At 62.5% G+C, this 16,289-nt stretch carries 17 protein-coding genes and 1 tRNA gene; 13 read left to right on the plus strand and 5 right to left on the minus strand.

Going from position 1 to position 16,289, the window contains the following annotated elements:
* Positions 1-46: 46 nt before the first annotated feature.
* Genes J2857_RS28505 through J2857_RS28515 form a run of 3 tightly spaced genes read left to right on the plus strand, consistent with a single transcriptional unit; the run spans position 47 to position 3,564 of the window.
* Positions 47-1,081: a branched-chain amino acid ABC transporter permease gene (locus J2857_RS28505; protein WP_373426857.1), complete on the plus strand. Its 1,035-nt coding sequence runs from the start codon at positions 47-49 to the stop codon at positions 1,079-1,081.
* 3 nt (positions 1,082-1,084) lie between these two features.
* A complete protein-coding gene (locus tag J2857_RS28510; RefSeq protein WP_210013448.1) occupies positions 1,085-2,854 on the plus strand; it encodes a branched-chain amino acid ABC transporter ATP-binding protein/permease in 1,770 nt (589 codons plus the stop codon).
* The gene (locus tag J2857_RS28515; protein WP_210013449.1) at positions 2,851-3,564 is read left to right on the plus strand and encodes an ABC transporter ATP-binding protein; all 714 of its coding nucleotides are present in this window, start codon (positions 2,851-2,853) and stop codon (positions 3,562-3,564) included. The genes J2857_RS28510 and J2857_RS28515 overlap by 4 nt, the downstream gene beginning before the upstream one ends.
* A gap of 29 nt (positions 3,565-3,593) precedes the next feature.
* Here the strand turns inward: J2857_RS28515 and J2857_RS28520 are convergent, their stop codons facing one another.
* Positions 3,594-5,246: a sulfatase-like hydrolase/transferase gene (locus tag J2857_RS28520; protein ID WP_210013450.1), complete on the minus strand. Its 1,653-nt coding sequence runs from the start codon at positions 5,244-5,246 to the stop codon at positions 3,594-3,596.
* Positions 5,247-5,276: 30 nt separating this feature from the next.
* Between J2857_RS28520 and J2857_RS28525 the strand changes: the two genes are divergently transcribed.
* Positions 5,277-6,203, plus strand: coding sequence for a lysylphosphatidylglycerol synthase transmembrane domain-containing protein (locus tag J2857_RS28525; protein WP_210013451.1), 927 nt, complete (start codon positions 5,277-5,279; stop codon positions 6,201-6,203).
* A gap of 4 nt (positions 6,204-6,207) precedes the next feature.
* Here the strand turns inward: J2857_RS28525 and J2857_RS28530 are convergent, their stop codons facing one another.
* Positions 6,208-6,957: an FkbM family methyltransferase gene (locus tag J2857_RS28530; protein WP_210013452.1), complete on the minus strand. Its 750-nt coding sequence runs from the start codon at positions 6,955-6,957 to the stop codon at positions 6,208-6,210.
* Positions 6,944-7,738, minus strand: a complete 795-nt coding sequence (locus J2857_RS28535; RefSeq protein WP_210013453.1) for a CDP-alcohol phosphatidyltransferase family protein — start codon at positions 7,736-7,738, stop codon at positions 6,944-6,946. Before J2857_RS28535 ends, J2857_RS28530 begins: the two co-directional genes overlap by 14 nt.
* Before the next feature lie 219 nt (positions 7,739-7,957).
* Between J2857_RS28535 and J2857_RS28540 the strand changes: the two genes are divergently transcribed.
* The 4 genes from J2857_RS28540 to J2857_RS28555 are packed head-to-tail and all read left to right on the plus strand — an operon-like array spanning position 7,958 to position 11,191.
* A complete protein-coding gene (locus J2857_RS28540; protein WP_348635733.1) occupies positions 7,958-8,959 on the plus strand; it encodes a zinc-dependent alcohol dehydrogenase in 1,002 nt (333 codons plus the stop codon).
* Between the two features lie 11 nt (positions 8,960-8,970).
* Entirely contained in the window at positions 8,971-9,369 is a 399-nt protein-coding gene (locus J2857_RS28545) for a 6-pyruvoyl trahydropterin synthase family protein (RefSeq protein WP_210013454.1), read from the plus strand.
* Positions 9,366-10,409: a glycosyltransferase family 4 protein gene (locus J2857_RS28550; protein WP_210013455.1), complete on the plus strand. Its 1,044-nt coding sequence runs from the start codon at positions 9,366-9,368 to the stop codon at positions 10,407-10,409. The genes J2857_RS28545 and J2857_RS28550 overlap by 4 nt, the downstream gene beginning before the upstream one ends.
* Positions 10,406-11,191: a class I SAM-dependent methyltransferase gene (locus J2857_RS28555; RefSeq protein ID WP_210013456.1), complete on the plus strand. Its 786-nt coding sequence runs from the start codon at positions 10,406-10,408 to the stop codon at positions 11,189-11,191. Before J2857_RS28550 ends, J2857_RS28555 begins: the two co-directional genes overlap by 4 nt.
* On the opposite strand, the gene J2857_RS28560 is transcribed toward J2857_RS28555, so the two are convergent.
* Positions 11,150-11,962: a RibD family protein gene (locus J2857_RS28560; protein WP_245363967.1), complete on the minus strand. Its 813-nt coding sequence runs from the start codon at positions 11,960-11,962 to the stop codon at positions 11,150-11,152. The genes J2857_RS28555 and J2857_RS28560 overlap by 42 nt on opposite strands.
* A 258-nt stretch (positions 11,963-12,220) precedes the next feature.
* On the opposite strand from J2857_RS28560, the gene J2857_RS28565 reads away from it, so the two are divergent.
* Entirely contained in the window at positions 12,221-13,045 is an 825-nt protein-coding gene (locus J2857_RS28565; protein WP_348635735.1) for an SHOCT domain-containing protein, read from the plus strand.
* Positions 13,046-13,894: 849 nt separating this feature from the next.
* Here J2857_RS28565 and J2857_RS28570 read toward each other — a convergent pair.
* Positions 13,895-13,984, minus strand: a tRNA-Ser gene (locus tag J2857_RS28570).
* Positions 13,985-14,302: 318 nt separating this feature from the next.
* Between J2857_RS28570 and rplU the strand changes: the two genes are divergently transcribed.
* From rplU to J2857_RS28590, 4 genes are all read left to right on the plus strand, one after another.
* On the plus strand, positions 14,303-14,614 hold the full coding sequence (rplU, locus tag J2857_RS28575; RefSeq protein WP_210013459.1) for a 50S ribosomal protein L21: 312 nt from the start codon (positions 14,303-14,305) through the stop codon (positions 14,612-14,614).
* Positions 14,615-14,646: 32 nt separating this feature from the next.
* Positions 14,647-14,916 carry a 50S ribosomal protein L27 gene (rpmA, locus tag J2857_RS28580; protein ID WP_046606682.1) on the plus strand — a complete coding sequence of 90 codons (270 nt, stop codon included), beginning with the start codon at positions 14,647-14,649 and terminating at the stop codon, positions 14,914-14,916.
* 128 nt (positions 14,917-15,044) lie between these two features.
* Positions 15,045-15,680, plus strand: a complete 636-nt coding sequence (locus tag J2857_RS28585) for a GNAT family N-acetyltransferase (RefSeq protein WP_210013460.1) — start codon at positions 15,045-15,047, stop codon at positions 15,678-15,680.
* On the plus strand, positions 15,677-16,264 hold the full coding sequence (locus J2857_RS28590) for a GNAT family N-acetyltransferase (RefSeq protein WP_210013461.1): 588 nt from the start codon (positions 15,677-15,679) through the stop codon (positions 16,262-16,264). The genes J2857_RS28585 and J2857_RS28590 overlap by 4 nt, the downstream gene beginning before the upstream one ends.
* Positions 16,265-16,289: the final 25 nt, after the last annotated feature.

Consider the following 16,289-nt stretch of genomic DNA (forward strand, 5'->3'; position numbering starts at 1 on the left):
CGCCGGGCCTTTTTGCAGCGTCTTTTCTGTTATCGGGGGAAATTCCTTGGACGCGATGATTGCGACCTTCCTGATCCAGGATGGTGTCACCAATGGCGCGATCTATGCGCTCCTCGGCCTGGCGCTGGTCCTGCTCTTTTCGGTCACGCGGGTGATCTTCATCCCCCAGGGCGAATTCGTCGCCTATGGTGCGCTGACGCTGGCGCTTCTCGACGGCGGGAAGGTGCCCGCCACCACCTCGCTTCTCGTCTGTTTCGGCGCGGTTGCTTTCCTGTTCGACCTCTGGAGCATGCGCCGCGGCACCGATATCCGCGCCTTTCTGCGCAGCCTCGCGCTCAACCTGGTGCTCCCCGGCGTGATCTACGGCATCACGATCGTGCTTGCGCCGCTCGACCTTCCGTCCGTTGCGAAGGCCCTGCTCACCATTCTGATCATCACGCCCATGGGCGTCTACGTCTACCGGATCGCCTACCGGCCGCTCGCAGATGCGTCCGTGCTTGTCCTGTTGATCGCCTCGGTTGGCGTGCATCTCGCCATGATGGGGCTTGGCCTCGTCTTCTTCGGCGCGGAGGGCCTGCGCGCCGAGCCGCTCGCCGACGACAACTACACGATCGGAGCCTTGATGGTGAGCGCCCAGAGCCTCTGCATCTACGGAGCGACGATCGCGATCATCGTCGGCCTCTACATGTTCTTCGAGCGGACCCTGCTCGGCAAGGCGCTGCGTGCGACCGCCGTCAACCGGCTCGGCGCCCGGCTGGTCGGCGTGCGCACCCATCTGACCGGCGTCACCGCCTTCACGCTGGCAGCCGCCATCGGTGCCGTTTCCGGTGTGCTGATCGGCCCGATCACCACGATCTATTACGACACCGGTTTCCTGATCGGCCTCAAGGGCTTCGTGGCGGCGATCATCGGCGGGCTCGCGAGCTTCCCGATCACCGCGATCGCGGCGATCGGCGTTGGCCTGGTCGAATCCTTCTCCTCCTTCTTCGCCAGCAGCTACAAGGAGGTCATTGTCTTCGGGCTCATCATTCCCGTTCTGATCTGGCTGTCGCTGAGCGGCGGCTTCCACGAGGAGGAGTGAGCCATGAAGATCGAACGCTTGCTTCCCGGCCTCGCCGGCATCGTTTTCCTGGCGATCATTCCTCTCCTGCCGGTGCCGCCCTTCTGGCTGACGATCCTCAACAATATCGGCCTCGCCTCGCTGGTGACGATCGGCCTCGTGCTGCTGACCGGTGTCGGTGGCCTCACCTCCTTCGGACAGGCCGCCTTCTGCGGCTTCGGCGCCTATACGACCGCCGTGCTGAGTACCAATTACGGCGTGTCGCCGTGGCTGACCCTGCCGCTGTCGCTGATTGTCGGTGCGGCAACCGCCCTGCCGCTCGGTCTGATCACCGTGCGCCTTTCCGGCCATTTTCTGCCGCTCGGCACCATCGCCTGGGGCCTGGCGCTTTATTATCTGTTCGGCAAGATCGACCTCCTCGGTCGTTATGACGGCATTTCCGGCATCCCGCCGGTTGAAGTCGCCGGCTATCGCTTCCTAAGCGACGGATCGATCTATTACCTCATCTGGTTCTTCGTGATTGCGGTCGCGATCGGCGCGAAAAACCTGCTCGACTCGCGGATCGGCCGCGGCATCCGGGCGCTGCGTGGCGGCGGCCAGGCGGCGGAAGCGTTCGGCGTCAACATCGTGCGCGCCAAGCTCACCGTCTTCGTGTTTGCCGGCGTCGTCGCCGCACTTTCCGGCTGGCTCTACGCCCATATGCAGCGCTCGGTGAACCCGACGCCGTTCGGGCTCGGCATGGGCATAGAATATCTGCTGATGGCCGTGGTGGGTGGTTCGGGTCACGTCTGGGGGGCAATCTTCGGTGCCAGCATCGTTCTGATCATGAAGGACGTGCTGCAGCGTTTCCTGCCGGATCTGATCGGTACGACCGCCAATCTGGAAATGGTCGTTTTCGGCATCCTGCTGGTGGTGATCCTGCAGCTCGCCCGAGACGGTCTCTGGCCCTTCGTATTGAAGCTCCTGCCGAAGCGCGCCGCGCGGCCTCTGCCCGCTTCCGACGACAAGCTTGCCAAACGAACGCTAGCGCCGGCCGGCTCGTCGCTGATCAAGGTGGAAAAGGCGCGAAAAGCCTTCGGCGGGCTGGTAGCGGTCAACGATGTCAGCTTCGAAGTGCGCGCCGGGCAGGTCGTCGGCCTGATCGGGCCGAACGGCGCCGGCAAGAGCACGACATTCAACCTCATCACCGGCATCGCTTCATTGACCAGCGGATCGGTTTTCTACGAGGGCCAGCCGATGACCGGCGACAGCCCGCGCGAAGTCGCCAAACACGGCATCGCCCGCACCTTCCAGCACGCCAAGATCCTGCCCGACATGTCGGTATTGGAAAATGTCGCGCTCGGCGCGCATCTGCGCGGCACGGCCGGCGTCTTCAGGAGCTTTCTGCGGCTGGAGCGGAGGCAGGAGGCGACGCTGTTGGCCGAAGCTGCCGTCCAGCTCGAACGCGTCGGGCTCGGCGCCTATCGCGACCGGCCGGCCGGTGATCTGGCGCTCGGCCAGATCCGCATCCTCGAAATTGCCCGCGCCCTATCCGCCGACCCGGCCGTGCTGCTGCTCGACGAACCCGCGGCGGGCTTGCGTCACGGTGAAAAACAGGAGCTCGCCAACCTCTTGAAGAAGCTGCGTGAAGAGGGCGTCAGCGTGCTGCTCGTAGAGCACGACATGGGCTTCGTCATGGGTCTCGTCGATCATCTCGTTGTGCTCGATTTCGGCACCCTGATCGCCGAAGGCAAGCCGGCCGACGTGCGCAAACATCCGGCAGTCGTCGCCGCATATCTGGGAGGCGTCGCATGAGCGGGAACCTGCTCGAACTCTCCGGCATCCACGTTTCCTACGGCCGCGCCGAGGTGCTGCACGGCATATCGCTTTCCATGAAGCCCGGCAGCATCGTCACCGTGATCGGCGCAAACGGCGCCGGCAAATCGACACTGCTCAATGCCATCATGGGCATCGTCCCCTCCTCCGGCACGATCGTCTACGACGGTGCACCGGTGCCGCGCTCGGTCGAAGGCCGAGTCGCCGCCGGTCTCTGCCTCGTGCCGGAAAAGCGCGAACTGTTCTCCACCATGTCGGTCGAGGACAATATCGAGCTCGGCGGCTTCCTGCGCAGCGCCACCGAGCGCGCCGAGACGCGCGAGGACGTTTACGCGCGTTTTCCGCGCCTGGCCGAACGGCGCAAGCAGCTTGCCGGCACGCTTTCTGGCGGCGAGCGGCAGATGCTGGCGCTCGCCCGCGCCTTGATGAGCCGGCCGCGCCTGCTGCTGCTCGACGAACCGAGCCTGGGCCTGGCGCCCAAGATCGTCATCGACATCCTCAACATCGTTTCGGAACTGCGAAAGACCGGCGTCTCGATCCTGCTCGTCGAGCAGAATGCCCGCGCCGCGCTCGAAATCGCCGACGAGGGTTATCTGGTCGAACTGGGCGAAGTCCGCCTTTCCGGCCCGGCAAGCGAAATGGCAGTCAATCCGGCGCTGATGGAGAGCTATCTCGGCACCCATTCCTGATGAGATAATTCGGCCGGGGATACGATCAATCAATCGAAGCTTTCGACCAGCTTCCTGCGGAATTCGTCCATGCGATAGACCGGAGTGGACGGCTGCGGGATCATGCCCTTCTGCCAGTTCCAGCCGTCGAGGCGTTTCAGGAGGTCCGGGTTGCCGGTGACGATATGCATCGGCACGTCGCGCGAGGCGCCTTCGCCGGTAACGATCGACGCCGGCTGGTGATCGCCGAGCAGGATGAACAGCGTGTTCCTGCCGTAACGCGCCATGTAGGAACCAAGCGTTTCGAGCGTGTAATCGATCGAGGTAAGGTATTGCGCCCGGACGCGGTTGGGATCGGCCCAGACGACCGAAGGCGGGTCGCCGCTTTCCGCCTGCGCGTTGAAGACGGCACCGTCGCCGACCTTATCCCAGGGGACCAGCGACGGGATAGGCGTCCATGGGGCATGACTGGAGATCAGCGCCATTTCCGCCATGACCGGTTTGTGGCCAGGCTTGTCACGGGCCTGCCGCTCCAGCCTCTCGAACGCCTCGAGCGTGAACTGATCCGGCATCGTCACCCAGTTGAAGGGTTTTCCGCGGTATCCGAGTCCCGCGGCGGCATGGATGCTGTCGTAGCCGAAATAACCGGCTTCCGGCCAGTCGAGCGTGATCGCCGGCATAACCGCCGTTGTACGCCAGCCGGAGGTACCGAAGAGGTTGTTGAGCGTCGTCCGCTCGCTGGTAACCATCCGGTCGTAGCGTCCCTGATTGTTGACCCAGAGGCCGGAGAGCAGCGTGCCATGCGCCAGCCAGCTGATGCCGCCGACGGTCGGCGAGGTGAGCCAGCCGCTGCGTGCCTGCAGGCCGGCGGCCTCGATCTCCTTCTCCACCAAGGTCAGCCGGCTGCCGATGCGCGCCGCATAACGCGGATCCTCGATCGCACTGCGGCCATAGGATTCGACGAAGACCAGCACGACGTCCGTGCCGGCAAGCGCTGAAAAATGCGGGCCGGCGGAAACCGGATCCTGTTTCAGTTCGTCTTCGAACCGGGCGAGATCGGCAATCGACTCCTCCACCATGGTGACACGATTGATGAGATAGGAGGCGGCATGCGCTTCGACGCCGAGATTGCGGCGATCAGGATTCTGAACCAAAAGCCCCACCAGTCCGACCGATAGCACCGCACCGCTGACAAGAACGGATTTGCGCCGGGCTCCGCCTGAGAGCCGCCGGAAGCCGCCAAGCGACCAATAGAGAATGGCCGCGATGACAAGCCAGGCCAGAAGACCGGCGCAGATGACCCCGACCGCCTCCGTGACACCGATGGCTCCGCTCAGCAGATTCCAGCCGTCGGTGAGTATCCTGAGATCCAGATAGGGATTGAACGGCCGCTGGAAGGCAGCGCCGGTGCCGATATCCGCAAGTTTCAGGAACAGCATCGCGGCAAGCGGCAGGGTGACGGCCCAGCGCAGAAGAGAAAAACCGATCCCCGTAACCACCGATGCCAGCAGCGCGATCCCGGCAATCTCCAGCGGAAACCGCAGCTCCGAGAATTCGCTGAAATTGGAAGGCAGGGCCAGAATCGCGACCATGATCGCCAGCGCAATCGTGATCCTTAGAAATGGCGACCCATTTGCCTTGCGCTGCGCGATATGCCCTATTCTGAGGGCGTCACTCTGGCGAAAAGGCCGATACTCGTTCATGCGCTACTGTTCCTGCAAAACCTTCGGCCCATGCGTCTTCTGAAACTTATAGGCTTATCTGCGGTCCTGGCACTTCTCATTGCCGTGATCCTGCGCTTCGATCCGGAGCGGATTGCCGCAGGCCTGGTTTCGGCCAATCCGGTCTATGTAGCGGCAGGGCTTCTTCTGGTGCAGATACAGATCGTCCTCTCCGCGCTCCGCTGGCGGTTCACGGCGGCGCGGCTTGGCCAGCATCTGGGTGTCGGCCAGGCAATCGGCGATTATTATCTCGGAACCCTGCTCAACCAGCTTCTGCCGGGGGGAGTAGCAGGTGATGCCATTCGTGCCGTTCGCAACCGGGCTCATGGTGACGATGGGTGGAAAGTCCCGGCCCAGGCCGTGCTCTTCGAGCGGATCGCCGGGCAGGGTGTGTTTTTCCTCATTGCGACCTTCGGCGTCATGCTCTGGCCGCTTCTGGGCGGTGCAGCGATCCCGGAAGACCTGCGCCTCCTTCTCTCCGGCTTCGCACTCGCGGTCGCAAGCCTCGCCATCATGTTTCTGCTGGCGCTCCGTTTCCCGCCGCGCCGCATCCAACCTCAGTTCGAGGGGCTGAAGGTGGCGCTCGCGCAGGTCTTCCTGCAGGGTCGGGCCTGGATCGCGCAGTCGCTGTTCAGCGTCGTCATCGTCGCAAGTTATATCGCCATGTTCATGCTTGCGTCAGCGGCCGTCGGTGCGCCGCTGCCGGCGCTTGCGGCAGTCACCGCGATTCCGCTCTGTCTGCTGATGATGCTGATCCCGGCGACGATTGCCGGCTGGGGCGCCAGGGAGGCGGCGGCAGCGGCGCTCTGGCCGCTCTTCGGTTACGCGGCGTCCGATGGCGTGGCCGCCGGCATCCTCTACGGCATTCTGGCGCTTGTCGGCGCAGCACCCGGCCTGGTATTCATCCTCGCGGCGCTTTTCAGCAGACGGAACCGTTGAACCGTCAGGCCTCCAGCCGAGCGTAGATATCGCCGGAGGGCGTGTGATCGGCAAGGCCCGCAATCTCGGCCAGCATCGCGTCGGCAGCTATCCATTCGTCATGGACGAACCGGTGCCGCTCGCCCTCGACCCGGTTGAAACGATAGGGACCGACTTCCCGCAGATGGCCGATCGCCTCCTCGGCGATTTCCATTGTCGCCGGGATATATTCGAAGGCGATCAGCGGGATGGGATGGCGCAGCCCGGCGACGATATCCGCTTCGGCCCCCTCCACATCGATCTTGCAGAAGGCCGGTTGGCCATATTCTCCGATCAGCGCATCGAGCGTCGTCATCTCCACGCGCTGGACCCGGTCCCAGGTGACGTTGCGGAAACCGGAGGTCTTCTCGACCTTCGAAATCCAGGACGAGGATATGCTGGTCACGGTCGGGTGGCGGCTGGAAATATGCAGATCGACGCTGCCGGGCTCCTTGCCGACCGCCTTGCGCAGCAGCGTCAGTTCCTCGCCGGCGAAGGATCTGGCAATGAAATCGGCAAATAGCGGCTGCGGCTCCAGCGCGACGATCCTTGCGCCGAGCGACAGAAGCGTCCGGCTACGGCTGCCGGCATGCGCGCCGATATCGAATACGAGATCGCCTTTGCGGACGAGGCCCGCATAGAACCGCTTCAGCGAAGAACGCCGCCAGGGCTGGCCGTAATAGATCAGCAGCGAGCGCGTCAGGCCCAGGGAAGCGGAAAAATCAGGCCGCAGCATGATGGCTCCTGCTCGCACTCACCAGGAAGATCACATCGACGGCGAAGGAATAGGTAAGCGAAGCGAGGGCTGCTGCTGCAAGCACGGCGGAGACCGGCGAGGCAATGACGGGAAACAACATCAGACAGAGCGCCACGCCCTGCACGACGCAGATCGCCTTGCGGCGCATCGAATGAGGCAGTTCGCCCTTGAGAGCCGGAAAGATCGCCTGCGCGGCCACATACGCATACCGCATCAGCCCGATCGACAGGACCCAAACTCCCGCCTTCTCGAGCATCACGGCTGCGAGCGACAGGAAGAGGATCAGCAGCGCATCGACTTCCATGTCGAATCGCGCGCCGAACCGGGAAGACGTACCCGCCTGCCGCGCGAGGAAGCCATCGACACCATCCAGAACAAGCGCGAAAGCGACTACGAACCCCAGCATCCATGAGGCGCCCTGACCGAAACCCATGCCGAACTGCGGCGATGCCAGCACCATCCCGCCCAAAACCGAGGTGAGCGCGGCGCGGACTGTCGTCACGATATTAGCCGCCCCGAAACGGCCGTGCCCGTGCGTGTGCAGATTGCCGAGCGCAATGGCGGAAATCGCTGCATAAATGATGAAGGCACAACCCGCGGCGGCCGTATCGATGCCGAGCCAGTCGCCGAAGAAATGCATCGCCGCGACCAGCGCGGCAGCGACGGTCATGGTCACCGCATAGGCATCGAGGGAGAGCAGGCGGCGAGCCCTGCGCGCCGCCCGGCGGTCCAGCGGCCCGACATTCATCCAGTCAGCCATCGGACGTGCCTTCCTCGTCCAAGGGATGATATGAAATATTCATGACGCTCTCCTCACAGGCACTACATGGAGAAGAATACGGCGGGCAGCAAAGGCCGGATCCGCGAAACCGCCGTCAAATAAACGTGATAGCCATATCGCCCTCTCGCCGGACAGGTCCCTTGCCGTCATCGTTGAAGCCTCTAGGTCTGGATTGTTATGGCGTGAAAGGTGTGAAGCGTGACAAGGCGTGAGACAGCTCCGAGTGCGGCGGCGCAGAAGGAGGGACGAGCCCTCTGGATCGAGGAGACTAGTCGTTGCGCGCTTCGGCAGGAGAAGCTGCAGGCGGCCTGCGAGGGCGAGATTGTCGTCCGTACGCTCTATAGCGGCATCAGCCGAGGCACCGAATCGCTCGTTTTTGCCGGACAGGTGCCGGAAAGCGAATACGAGCGCATGCGTGCCCCGCACCAGGCCGGCCAATTCCCCTTCCCGGTGAAATATGGCTATGCCGCAGTCGGCGTGATCGAAGAAGGGCCTAAGCACCTCGTCGGCAAATCGGTCTTCTGCCTGCATCCCCATCAGGACCGTTTTCGCATGCCCTTTTCCGCCGCCCACCCGCTTGGCGACAGTTTGCCCCCTCAGCGCGCCGTGCTGGCGGCCAATATGGAAACCGCGCTCAACATTATCTGGGACGCAGGCATTCAGCCAGGCGACCGGGTCACGGTGTTCGGAGCCGGCGTGATCGGGCTTCTGGTTGCCTATCTCGCCTCACGGATCATCGGCACAGAAGTGGTGATTTCGGATATCGAGCCGAAGCGCGCCGAAACCGCCAAGGCGCTCGGTCTTCGCTTTTCGCTCGGTCGTGATGTGCCCCATGATTGCGACGTGCTGATCAACGCCTCCGCTTCGGCACACGCCCTGGCAACGGCGCTCGATCATGCCGGCATCGAGGCACGCATCGTCGAAGCGAGCTGGTATGGCGAAAAGCATGTGGAAATTCCCCTCGGCGGCGCTTTCCACGCCAAGCGGCTTTCCATCGTCAGTTCACAGGTGGCCTCCCTGCCGCCTGGGCGGCGCGCCCGCTGGGACACCAGGCGACGCATGATGAAGGCGCTCCAGCTTCTCGCCGACGATCGGCTCGACCATCTGATTTCGGGCGAAACACCGTTCGAAACCATCGCCGCCGACTATGCCGGGATCATCGGCTCGGCTGCCACGCTCTGTCATCGCATCAAGTATTGAAGGAATCCCGCATGTTCGCCGTCGAAGTCCGCGATCACATCATGATCGCGCATAGTCTTGCCCGCCCGGTTTTCGGTCCCGCCCAGGGCATGCACGGAGCAACCTTCGTGGTCGATGCCGCCTTCTTCACCAGCGATCTGGACGAGAACGGCCTTGCCGTGGATATCGGGCTTGCGACCGACGTCCTGAAGGAAGTGCTGGCGCCGCTCAACTACCAGAACCTCGACACGCTGGAGATCTTCGCCGGCAAGGTGACGACGACGGAATTCCTCGCCAAGCACATATTCGACCGCATCGCCGATGCCGTCCGGAACGGCCGGCTCGGCGAGGGTGGTGGCCGCATCCGCAAACTGCGGGTCATGCTGCACGAATCGCACACTGCCCGCGGCTGGTTCGAGGCCGAGCTGTGAGCCGCGATCTTGTCTTCGCCTATCCGGGCGAGCTCGAAACCCGCACGGGCGGTTACGGCTACGATCGCCGTGTCGTCGCGGCCCTGCGCGACCTCGGTTGGAATATCGAACTGATCTCCCTCGGCGACGGCTTTCCGAAGCCGAATGCAAGACAGCTGGACGATGCCGGACGGAGGCTCTCCGAACTCGCCGACGACAGTGTCGTCCTGATCGACGGACTGGCCTTCGGCGCCATGGACGAATGGGCCGGGCGCGAAGCGAAACGCCTGAGGATCATGGCGCTCGTGCATCATCCGCTGGCGCTGGAGACGGGGCTCGACGGCGGGCAACAGGAGGCCGCGGCCACCCGCGAAAAGGCGGCACTGGCGTACACCCGCGGCGTGATCGTCACCTCGCATATGACGGCCACCGAACTCGCCGCCAATTACGCCGTCCCCGCAGAAAGGATCGCGGTCGCCATCCCGGGAATGGATCCGGCGCCGCTGGCCGCCGGTGGCGGCGATCCGCCTCTGATCCTCAGCATCGGCACCTTGACCCGTCGCAAGGGGCACGACGTCCTGATTTCTTCGCTCGAAAAACTGCACGATCTGCCATGGACCTGCCGCATCGTCGGCAGCAAGGTGCTCGATCCCGGTGTAGCAGCAGAACTCGAAGGCCAGGTCGCACGATCCGGGCTCGGTGACCGCATCGAACTCGCAGGGCAGATCGACGACACGCGCTCCGAATTCGCCAAAGCCGATATCTTTGCACTGGCGAGCCGTTATGAAGGTTATGGCATGGTGTTTGCCGAAGCGCTCGCGCAAGGCCTGCCGATCGTCGGCTGCGCGGCGGGAGCCGTGCCGGACGTCGTGCCGGGAAGCGCCGGCTTTCTCGTGCCGCCGGACGATCCGGACGCTTTCGCAGCCGCTCTGCGACGGCTGCTGGAGGAGCCCGAAACCCGTATTTCCATGGCCGACGCCGCAGCGATCGCCGGTGCCAAGCTTCCCTCCTGGCGGGACACCGCCGTCATCATCTCCGACTTTCTGGAAACGGTATCGTGAGCGGCTTCGACAAGGATTGGCTGGCACTGCGCGAACCCGTGGATGTTCGGGCACGGGATGCGAACTTGCTGGCATCAGCGATCCGAACCCTCGAAAGCGTCGCGGCACCAACCATCCTCGATATCGGCTGCGGCACCGGCTCGACCTTCCGCGTGCTCTCCCCGGGACTTGGAAAGCCGGCTCACTTTCGGCTTTTCGACCACGACCACCGGCTGCTGGACGAAGCCCGCCGCTTGCATGGCGATGCCGTCGAACTCATCCAGGGGGACCTCAACGAGATCGGAGCGCTGCCGCTCGACGATGTCCACCTCGTCACCGCGTCCGCACTCTTCGATCTCTGCTCGGAACGGTTCATTCGTCGTTTCGTCGCCCATATCGCGAAGAGGCGCGCCAGCCTCTATGCGGCGCTCAACTATGACGGCCGGATGCGCTGGTCGAAACCGCATCCGCTGGACGAGGCTGTGCTTGCCAGCTTCAACGCCCACCAGTTGAGCGACAAGGGGTTGGGTTCTTCGCTTGGTCCCGGGGCGTGGGAGACGCTCGCGGATTGCCTCGGGGAGAGCGGCTATACGGTGAGGACCGCCGAAAGCCCATGGATGATGGCGGCAGACCATCGGGACCTGCAGCTTCTGTTTCTCGACGGTGTGGTGCGTGCGGTCTATGAATACGGCCAGCTCGACGAGAGCGAAATCCGCGACTGGGCCGATTTCAGGCGGAAAATGATCGACCGCGAAGGCAGCCTATGCCAGGTCGGCCATCAGGATATCCTCGCGACCCGCTGAAACGGTCACCTGCTGCGATTCAACGCGGAAATTGCAGTCGAATACGATATCCGTGCCGATATTGTAGACCTGAACTTCAGGGCGGCGAGCCTCCGACAACCGGTCGATCGGCGAAAGGCGAATGCCGGCAGGCCCCGAGCCTATGATGATCGGTGCGACCGAGATATGCAGCCGGTCGATCATCTGGGCATCGACGAAGCGGGAAATGGTGGTTGCGCCTCCTTCGACGAGCACCGTGGTGAGGCCGCGTTCCGCAAGCGCCTCGAGAATATCCCGCGGCGCGAGCCCCCCATCCGCCTGGCGCGGCAGTCGGATGATCCGGTGCCGGACGTTGCGGAGCGGAATGTCGTCCGCCTGTAACACGAGCACGGGCATCCCCCCGTCGTGCAACATCTTGGCTCGCTCCGGCATGCGGCCATTGCAATCCACCACGACGCGCACGGGGCTTTTGCCGCTGACGGCACGAACCGAAAGACTGGGGTCGTCGGCAACGACCGTCCCGACCCCGACGATCACCGCATCCACCAGCGCCCGGCACCGGTGCAGATGGGCAATCCCGTCGCAGCCCGACACATCCTGGGCGTCGCCGGTCGGCGTCGCGACGCGGCCATCCAGAGACTGGCCGACCTGGGCCAGAACCAGTCGCCCGCCGCGGGCCGCGATCGGCCTGTAGAGCGAGAGACCGGAACCATCGACATCGGCGGAGAGTGCGATCGGGCGCAAGGGGGCCTCGCGAAGCGAAAGCAGGTGCTGCCACAGCTCTTCGGTCATCCTCACTGATCGCATACCCTGCCTCGTCCTCCGGCCGAAAATGAAGAATGCCGGTAAACCCAAAAAGTTCCTCGCCGGCGTACTTGCCTGTAGCTGTAATACGATCGAGAAATTTCACCAGATCAACATTCGGTCAACGGCCTGTGTTCCGCGTGCTCCATGCCCCGGCAACGGTCTGCGCCAGTACACGGCGCGGCGTGCCTATCTTCCGGGCCACGCAGGTGTCATAAGGGAAACCCGGCCAGTGGAGAGCAGCTTGTGACGAGAGATCCCCAGGAACAGAGCATTATCGAAGGCCTGTCCCAGCGGCACGGGTTCAGCCCTGGCGTCGTCGAGCACCTTGCGATGGCCTTGATCGCCGGCCATGCGAGCCAGGCACAGTTCAACCACGCCGAGCTTGGCGGCATGGGGCAATGGTCAAGCGGCGGCATGGTCATGATCGGCGACATGTTCAACAATGGTCTCAAGCACCGTGTGGATATGCTTTGCTCGGAGATCGCCGCTTATATCCGGTCGGGTGAAATTTCCGGCCCGAAGGTCGAAAGGCCCTATCAGTCTCAGAGCCAGGGAGACGGAAGCAGCTTCTTCTACCAGGGAAGTTCCCATGGCGGTTCGTGGCCGCAACATCTCGGCCAGCCCTCATCGACGGGCGCGCAGAACAACCTTCGCTACGCCTTCTTTCCCGCGAGCCGCCGTCTGGCCATCGACGTAAACGGGCAGATCACGGTTTACGACACAAAGGATCACAGCATCGGCGGCTTTTCCCAGCAGCAGAGCGGCGACCAGTCGCTGACCTTCACCTCGCAGCACGGCCTCGTCCGCATATCGGACCTCGAAATTGTACCGGCCGTCGATCAGACGCCAACACCCAAGGAGGAGCAGGAGGCGTCGGCACGCCAGAGCGAGCACGTCGCTGCCCCGTCGACGGCGTCCCCGAACACGAACGCCCCCTCCGCGCCGGCAGCCTCCGACCCGGACGACATCTTCGGCAAGATCGAACGACTCGCTGACCTGCATTCGAAAGGCATACTTTCCGACAACGAATTCACGGCGAAAAAGACGGAGCTGCTTCAACGGCTTTAGGTTTGGGGCCTGCCTGGACGCCGCGGAAATAGAGCGTTTGCGGCAAAGGCATCAGGCGCGAGTTTGCTCTGGAACCGAATTGTCAGGAAAGGTGGCTGACAGATAGGCAAGCCCTGCCGTCACTGCGGCCGGAACCTACTAAGACGAATAGTTCAGAAGGATGAGGTTCAAGGAAACCCTGGCAAACCACGGTCGTCATGGCGGACCGAGAACGATGAAACGGAGAACTACGTCTACGCTTTAGCCCTCCAAAATTAAGGCGCGAGCGAATGGCAACAATGGGGTGATAGCGGACGGTCAGCTTCAGGGGTGAAATGCGGAAAGCAGACCAGCTCTCGAAGAGGGGTAGCCAGAACGAGCGAGATTCATGTCGCCTTGCTCAGTTCGCGGACTGGGAGACGGCTGATGCTATGTCCTGTGGCCGCTTCAGCTGCGCGACGCAGCATGGCCGGGTCTGACACTCCCTGATGGTCGAGCCGCGGCGTGTAATTGATCGCGATGCAAATGCCGACGATGTTTTGATGCTTCTCGGAGTCCTTTGGCAAATCCCGTCCCATCCCGGGAGGGATGCTCAGGCAGCGAGGATAATAGCGCTCATCTTCAGGGGGTTGGGCGCCAAAGACGAGCCAGGCAGCCTTGCTGGACCATAAAGCTCGTTCTGTGTTGGAGCGCGTGTCGGGAGTGACCGGTCCCATGTACCGCGAGCGCATGGTTGCGGTGCAAGCCCGTAAGGCCTGCTTTCACGCCTTCGCTTTTAGGCGACCAACGTCAGAAATGGGGTCGTAAGCTCCTGTCGCCACTCTCAGGATATCGGATTGTAGCATAGTATAGCATGTAATCGGCGGCCAATGGCGGAGAGGGTGGGATTCGAACCCACGATACGGTTGCCCGTATGCCGCATTTCGAGTGCGGTGCTTTCGACCACTCAGCCACCTCTCCGCTAAGACGTGATGACGCGTTGGTCAGCGCGGGCGTTCTCATAGCGGGCAAACATGGGGCTGGCAAGGGGCGAATATCAAGTCTTTGTATCCTTTCGTCTTGACAGTTTTTTGTCGCTCGCGTATGTCCGCTCGCGATCAGGCGTGGAAAAGTATCCATGCCTCTTTGTTTGTGTGGAGGTTGTTGGAACGCCACATGAATTCCACCGGCAGGCAAGTTCAAAAGATCGTTCTTTCGAAACCCTGCTAGAGCCCGACTGATAAAAAGACCGGCCGCCTTTTCAAGGCAGAGCCGGAAACGAACATGAAAGGATAAAAAATGTTCGCAGTCATCAAGACCGGCGGTAAGCAGTACCGCGTGGCAGCCAACGACGTGCTCACCATCGAAAAGCTGGAAGCCGAAGCTGGTTCAGTCGTAGAATTCAACGAAATCCTGGTTGTCGGCGTTGGCGCCGATGCCAAGTTCGGCGCTCCCTTCGTTTCGGGTGCGACGGTCAAGGCCGAAGTGGTCGAGCATAACCGCGGCAAGAAGGTCATCTCCTTCAAGAAGCGTCGCCGTCAGAATTCCAAGCGGATTCGCGGGCATCGCCAGCATCACACGGTCGTCCGCATCACGGACATCTTGGCTTAACAACGGGTTTCGAAGGTTAAAGGAGAACTCCAATGGCACATAAAAAAGCTGGCGGTTCGTCGCGCAACGGTCGCGATTCGAATTCCAAGCGCCTTGGCGTGAAGAAGTTCGGCGGCGAAGCTGTCATTCCGGGCAACATTATCGTGCGTCAGCGCGGTACGCAGTGGCATCCGGGCGCCAATGTCGGCATCGGCACGGACCACACCATTTTTGCGCTTACCGAAGGCAATGTGAATTACCGAACCAAGGCCAATGGTCGAGTGTTCGTGTCCGTAATGCCGAAAGCCGAAGCAGCAGAATAAAGCCGGCAAGCGTTTTAAGCAGCCGGTGTCACATCGACCCGGCTGAACGCCCAAAGGTTCAGTCAGAAAAAAGGGAAGATGGGACACCACCATCTTCCCTTTTTCTTTCCCCAACAGGAGGACTGAACATGCAAGGCGAACTATTGAGGGCGAGCCAATCCCGGCCGCCAGAGGAACGGTTAAGACCTGACCGGTCGAGAAGCGATTGCCCCGTCTTACTGTCGCAGAGGTTAGTTCTGCGCACGCCCCACGAAGAAGACATCGACGCACTTGCCCATCTCGCCAACAATGCGAATATCGCGACCATGGTGTCGCGTATGCCGCATCCCTATACGGCTAAGGACGCAGCCGACTTTGTGCGACGCACGAAGGCCGGCGAGATTGGCAAATGCGTCTACGCCATCACGCGAGGAGACAACGGCGCCTTTCTCGGTTGCTGCGCGCTCGAACCGCAACAGGACGAAAGAACGCTCGAACTAGGCTATTGGCTGGGCGAACCCCATTGGAACAGGGGTTATGCCACGGAAGCCGCCCATGCCCTGATCGACATGGCCTTCCGCACCCGCAACAATATCGACCATATCGATGCCCGTTGCCGGGTGACCAATATCGCATCGAGGCGGGTGATCCAGAAATGCGGTTTCCAGTTCCAGGGCACCGGCATGATCGATTGCCTGGCGCTTGGCGGCATGGTCGCGGTCGAATGGTTCCGGCTCGACCGCAAGACCTGGATGTCATTGAGAAGCTGGGGAGAACTGCGATGAACGCCGCCGTCCTCCAGAAGACGAGTTCGACCGTAACGATGCCTGGACCCTGCCCGGTCATCAGCACGGAAAGGCTGGTGCTTCGCCCGCACAGGATCACCGATGCGACGGCAATTGCCGAATCGCTTAGCGATTTCAAGGTCAGCCGCATGCTGGCACGGGTGCCGCAACCCTATGACCGCCAGGACGCGCTGGACTGGCTCGTTCCGCATGCATCCGGCATCCTGCCGGACTGGACGCTGGCGATCACCACCGGTGACGACACCCATATCGGCGCCGTCTGCCTGGAGCCGAGACGGGGCCAGTGGCATCTTGGGTACTGGCTCAACCGGCTCTACTGGGATCGGGGTTATATGACGGAAGCGGTGGCCGGGGCGCTGGAGCGTTTCTTCCGACGCATGCCGGAGGCGCAGGTGTTTTCCGGCGCCTTCGCGGACAACCTCGCCTCGTTGAACGTTCAGAAGAAGCTCGGCTTCACCATCGTCGATGCGAACCAGCTCTTCAGCACGTCCCGCAACCGCATGGTGCCGCATATCGAGACTATGCTTTTGCCCGAGGATTTCCGGCGTCCGGCCCGACCGTGACGCTCAGGTAACAAAGGTCCGGCGG

Source organism: Neorhizobium galegae (assembly GCF_017877055.1).
GTDB classification, from domain to species: domain Bacteria; phylum Pseudomonadota; class Alphaproteobacteria; order Rhizobiales; family Rhizobiaceae; genus Neorhizobium; species Neorhizobium galegae_D.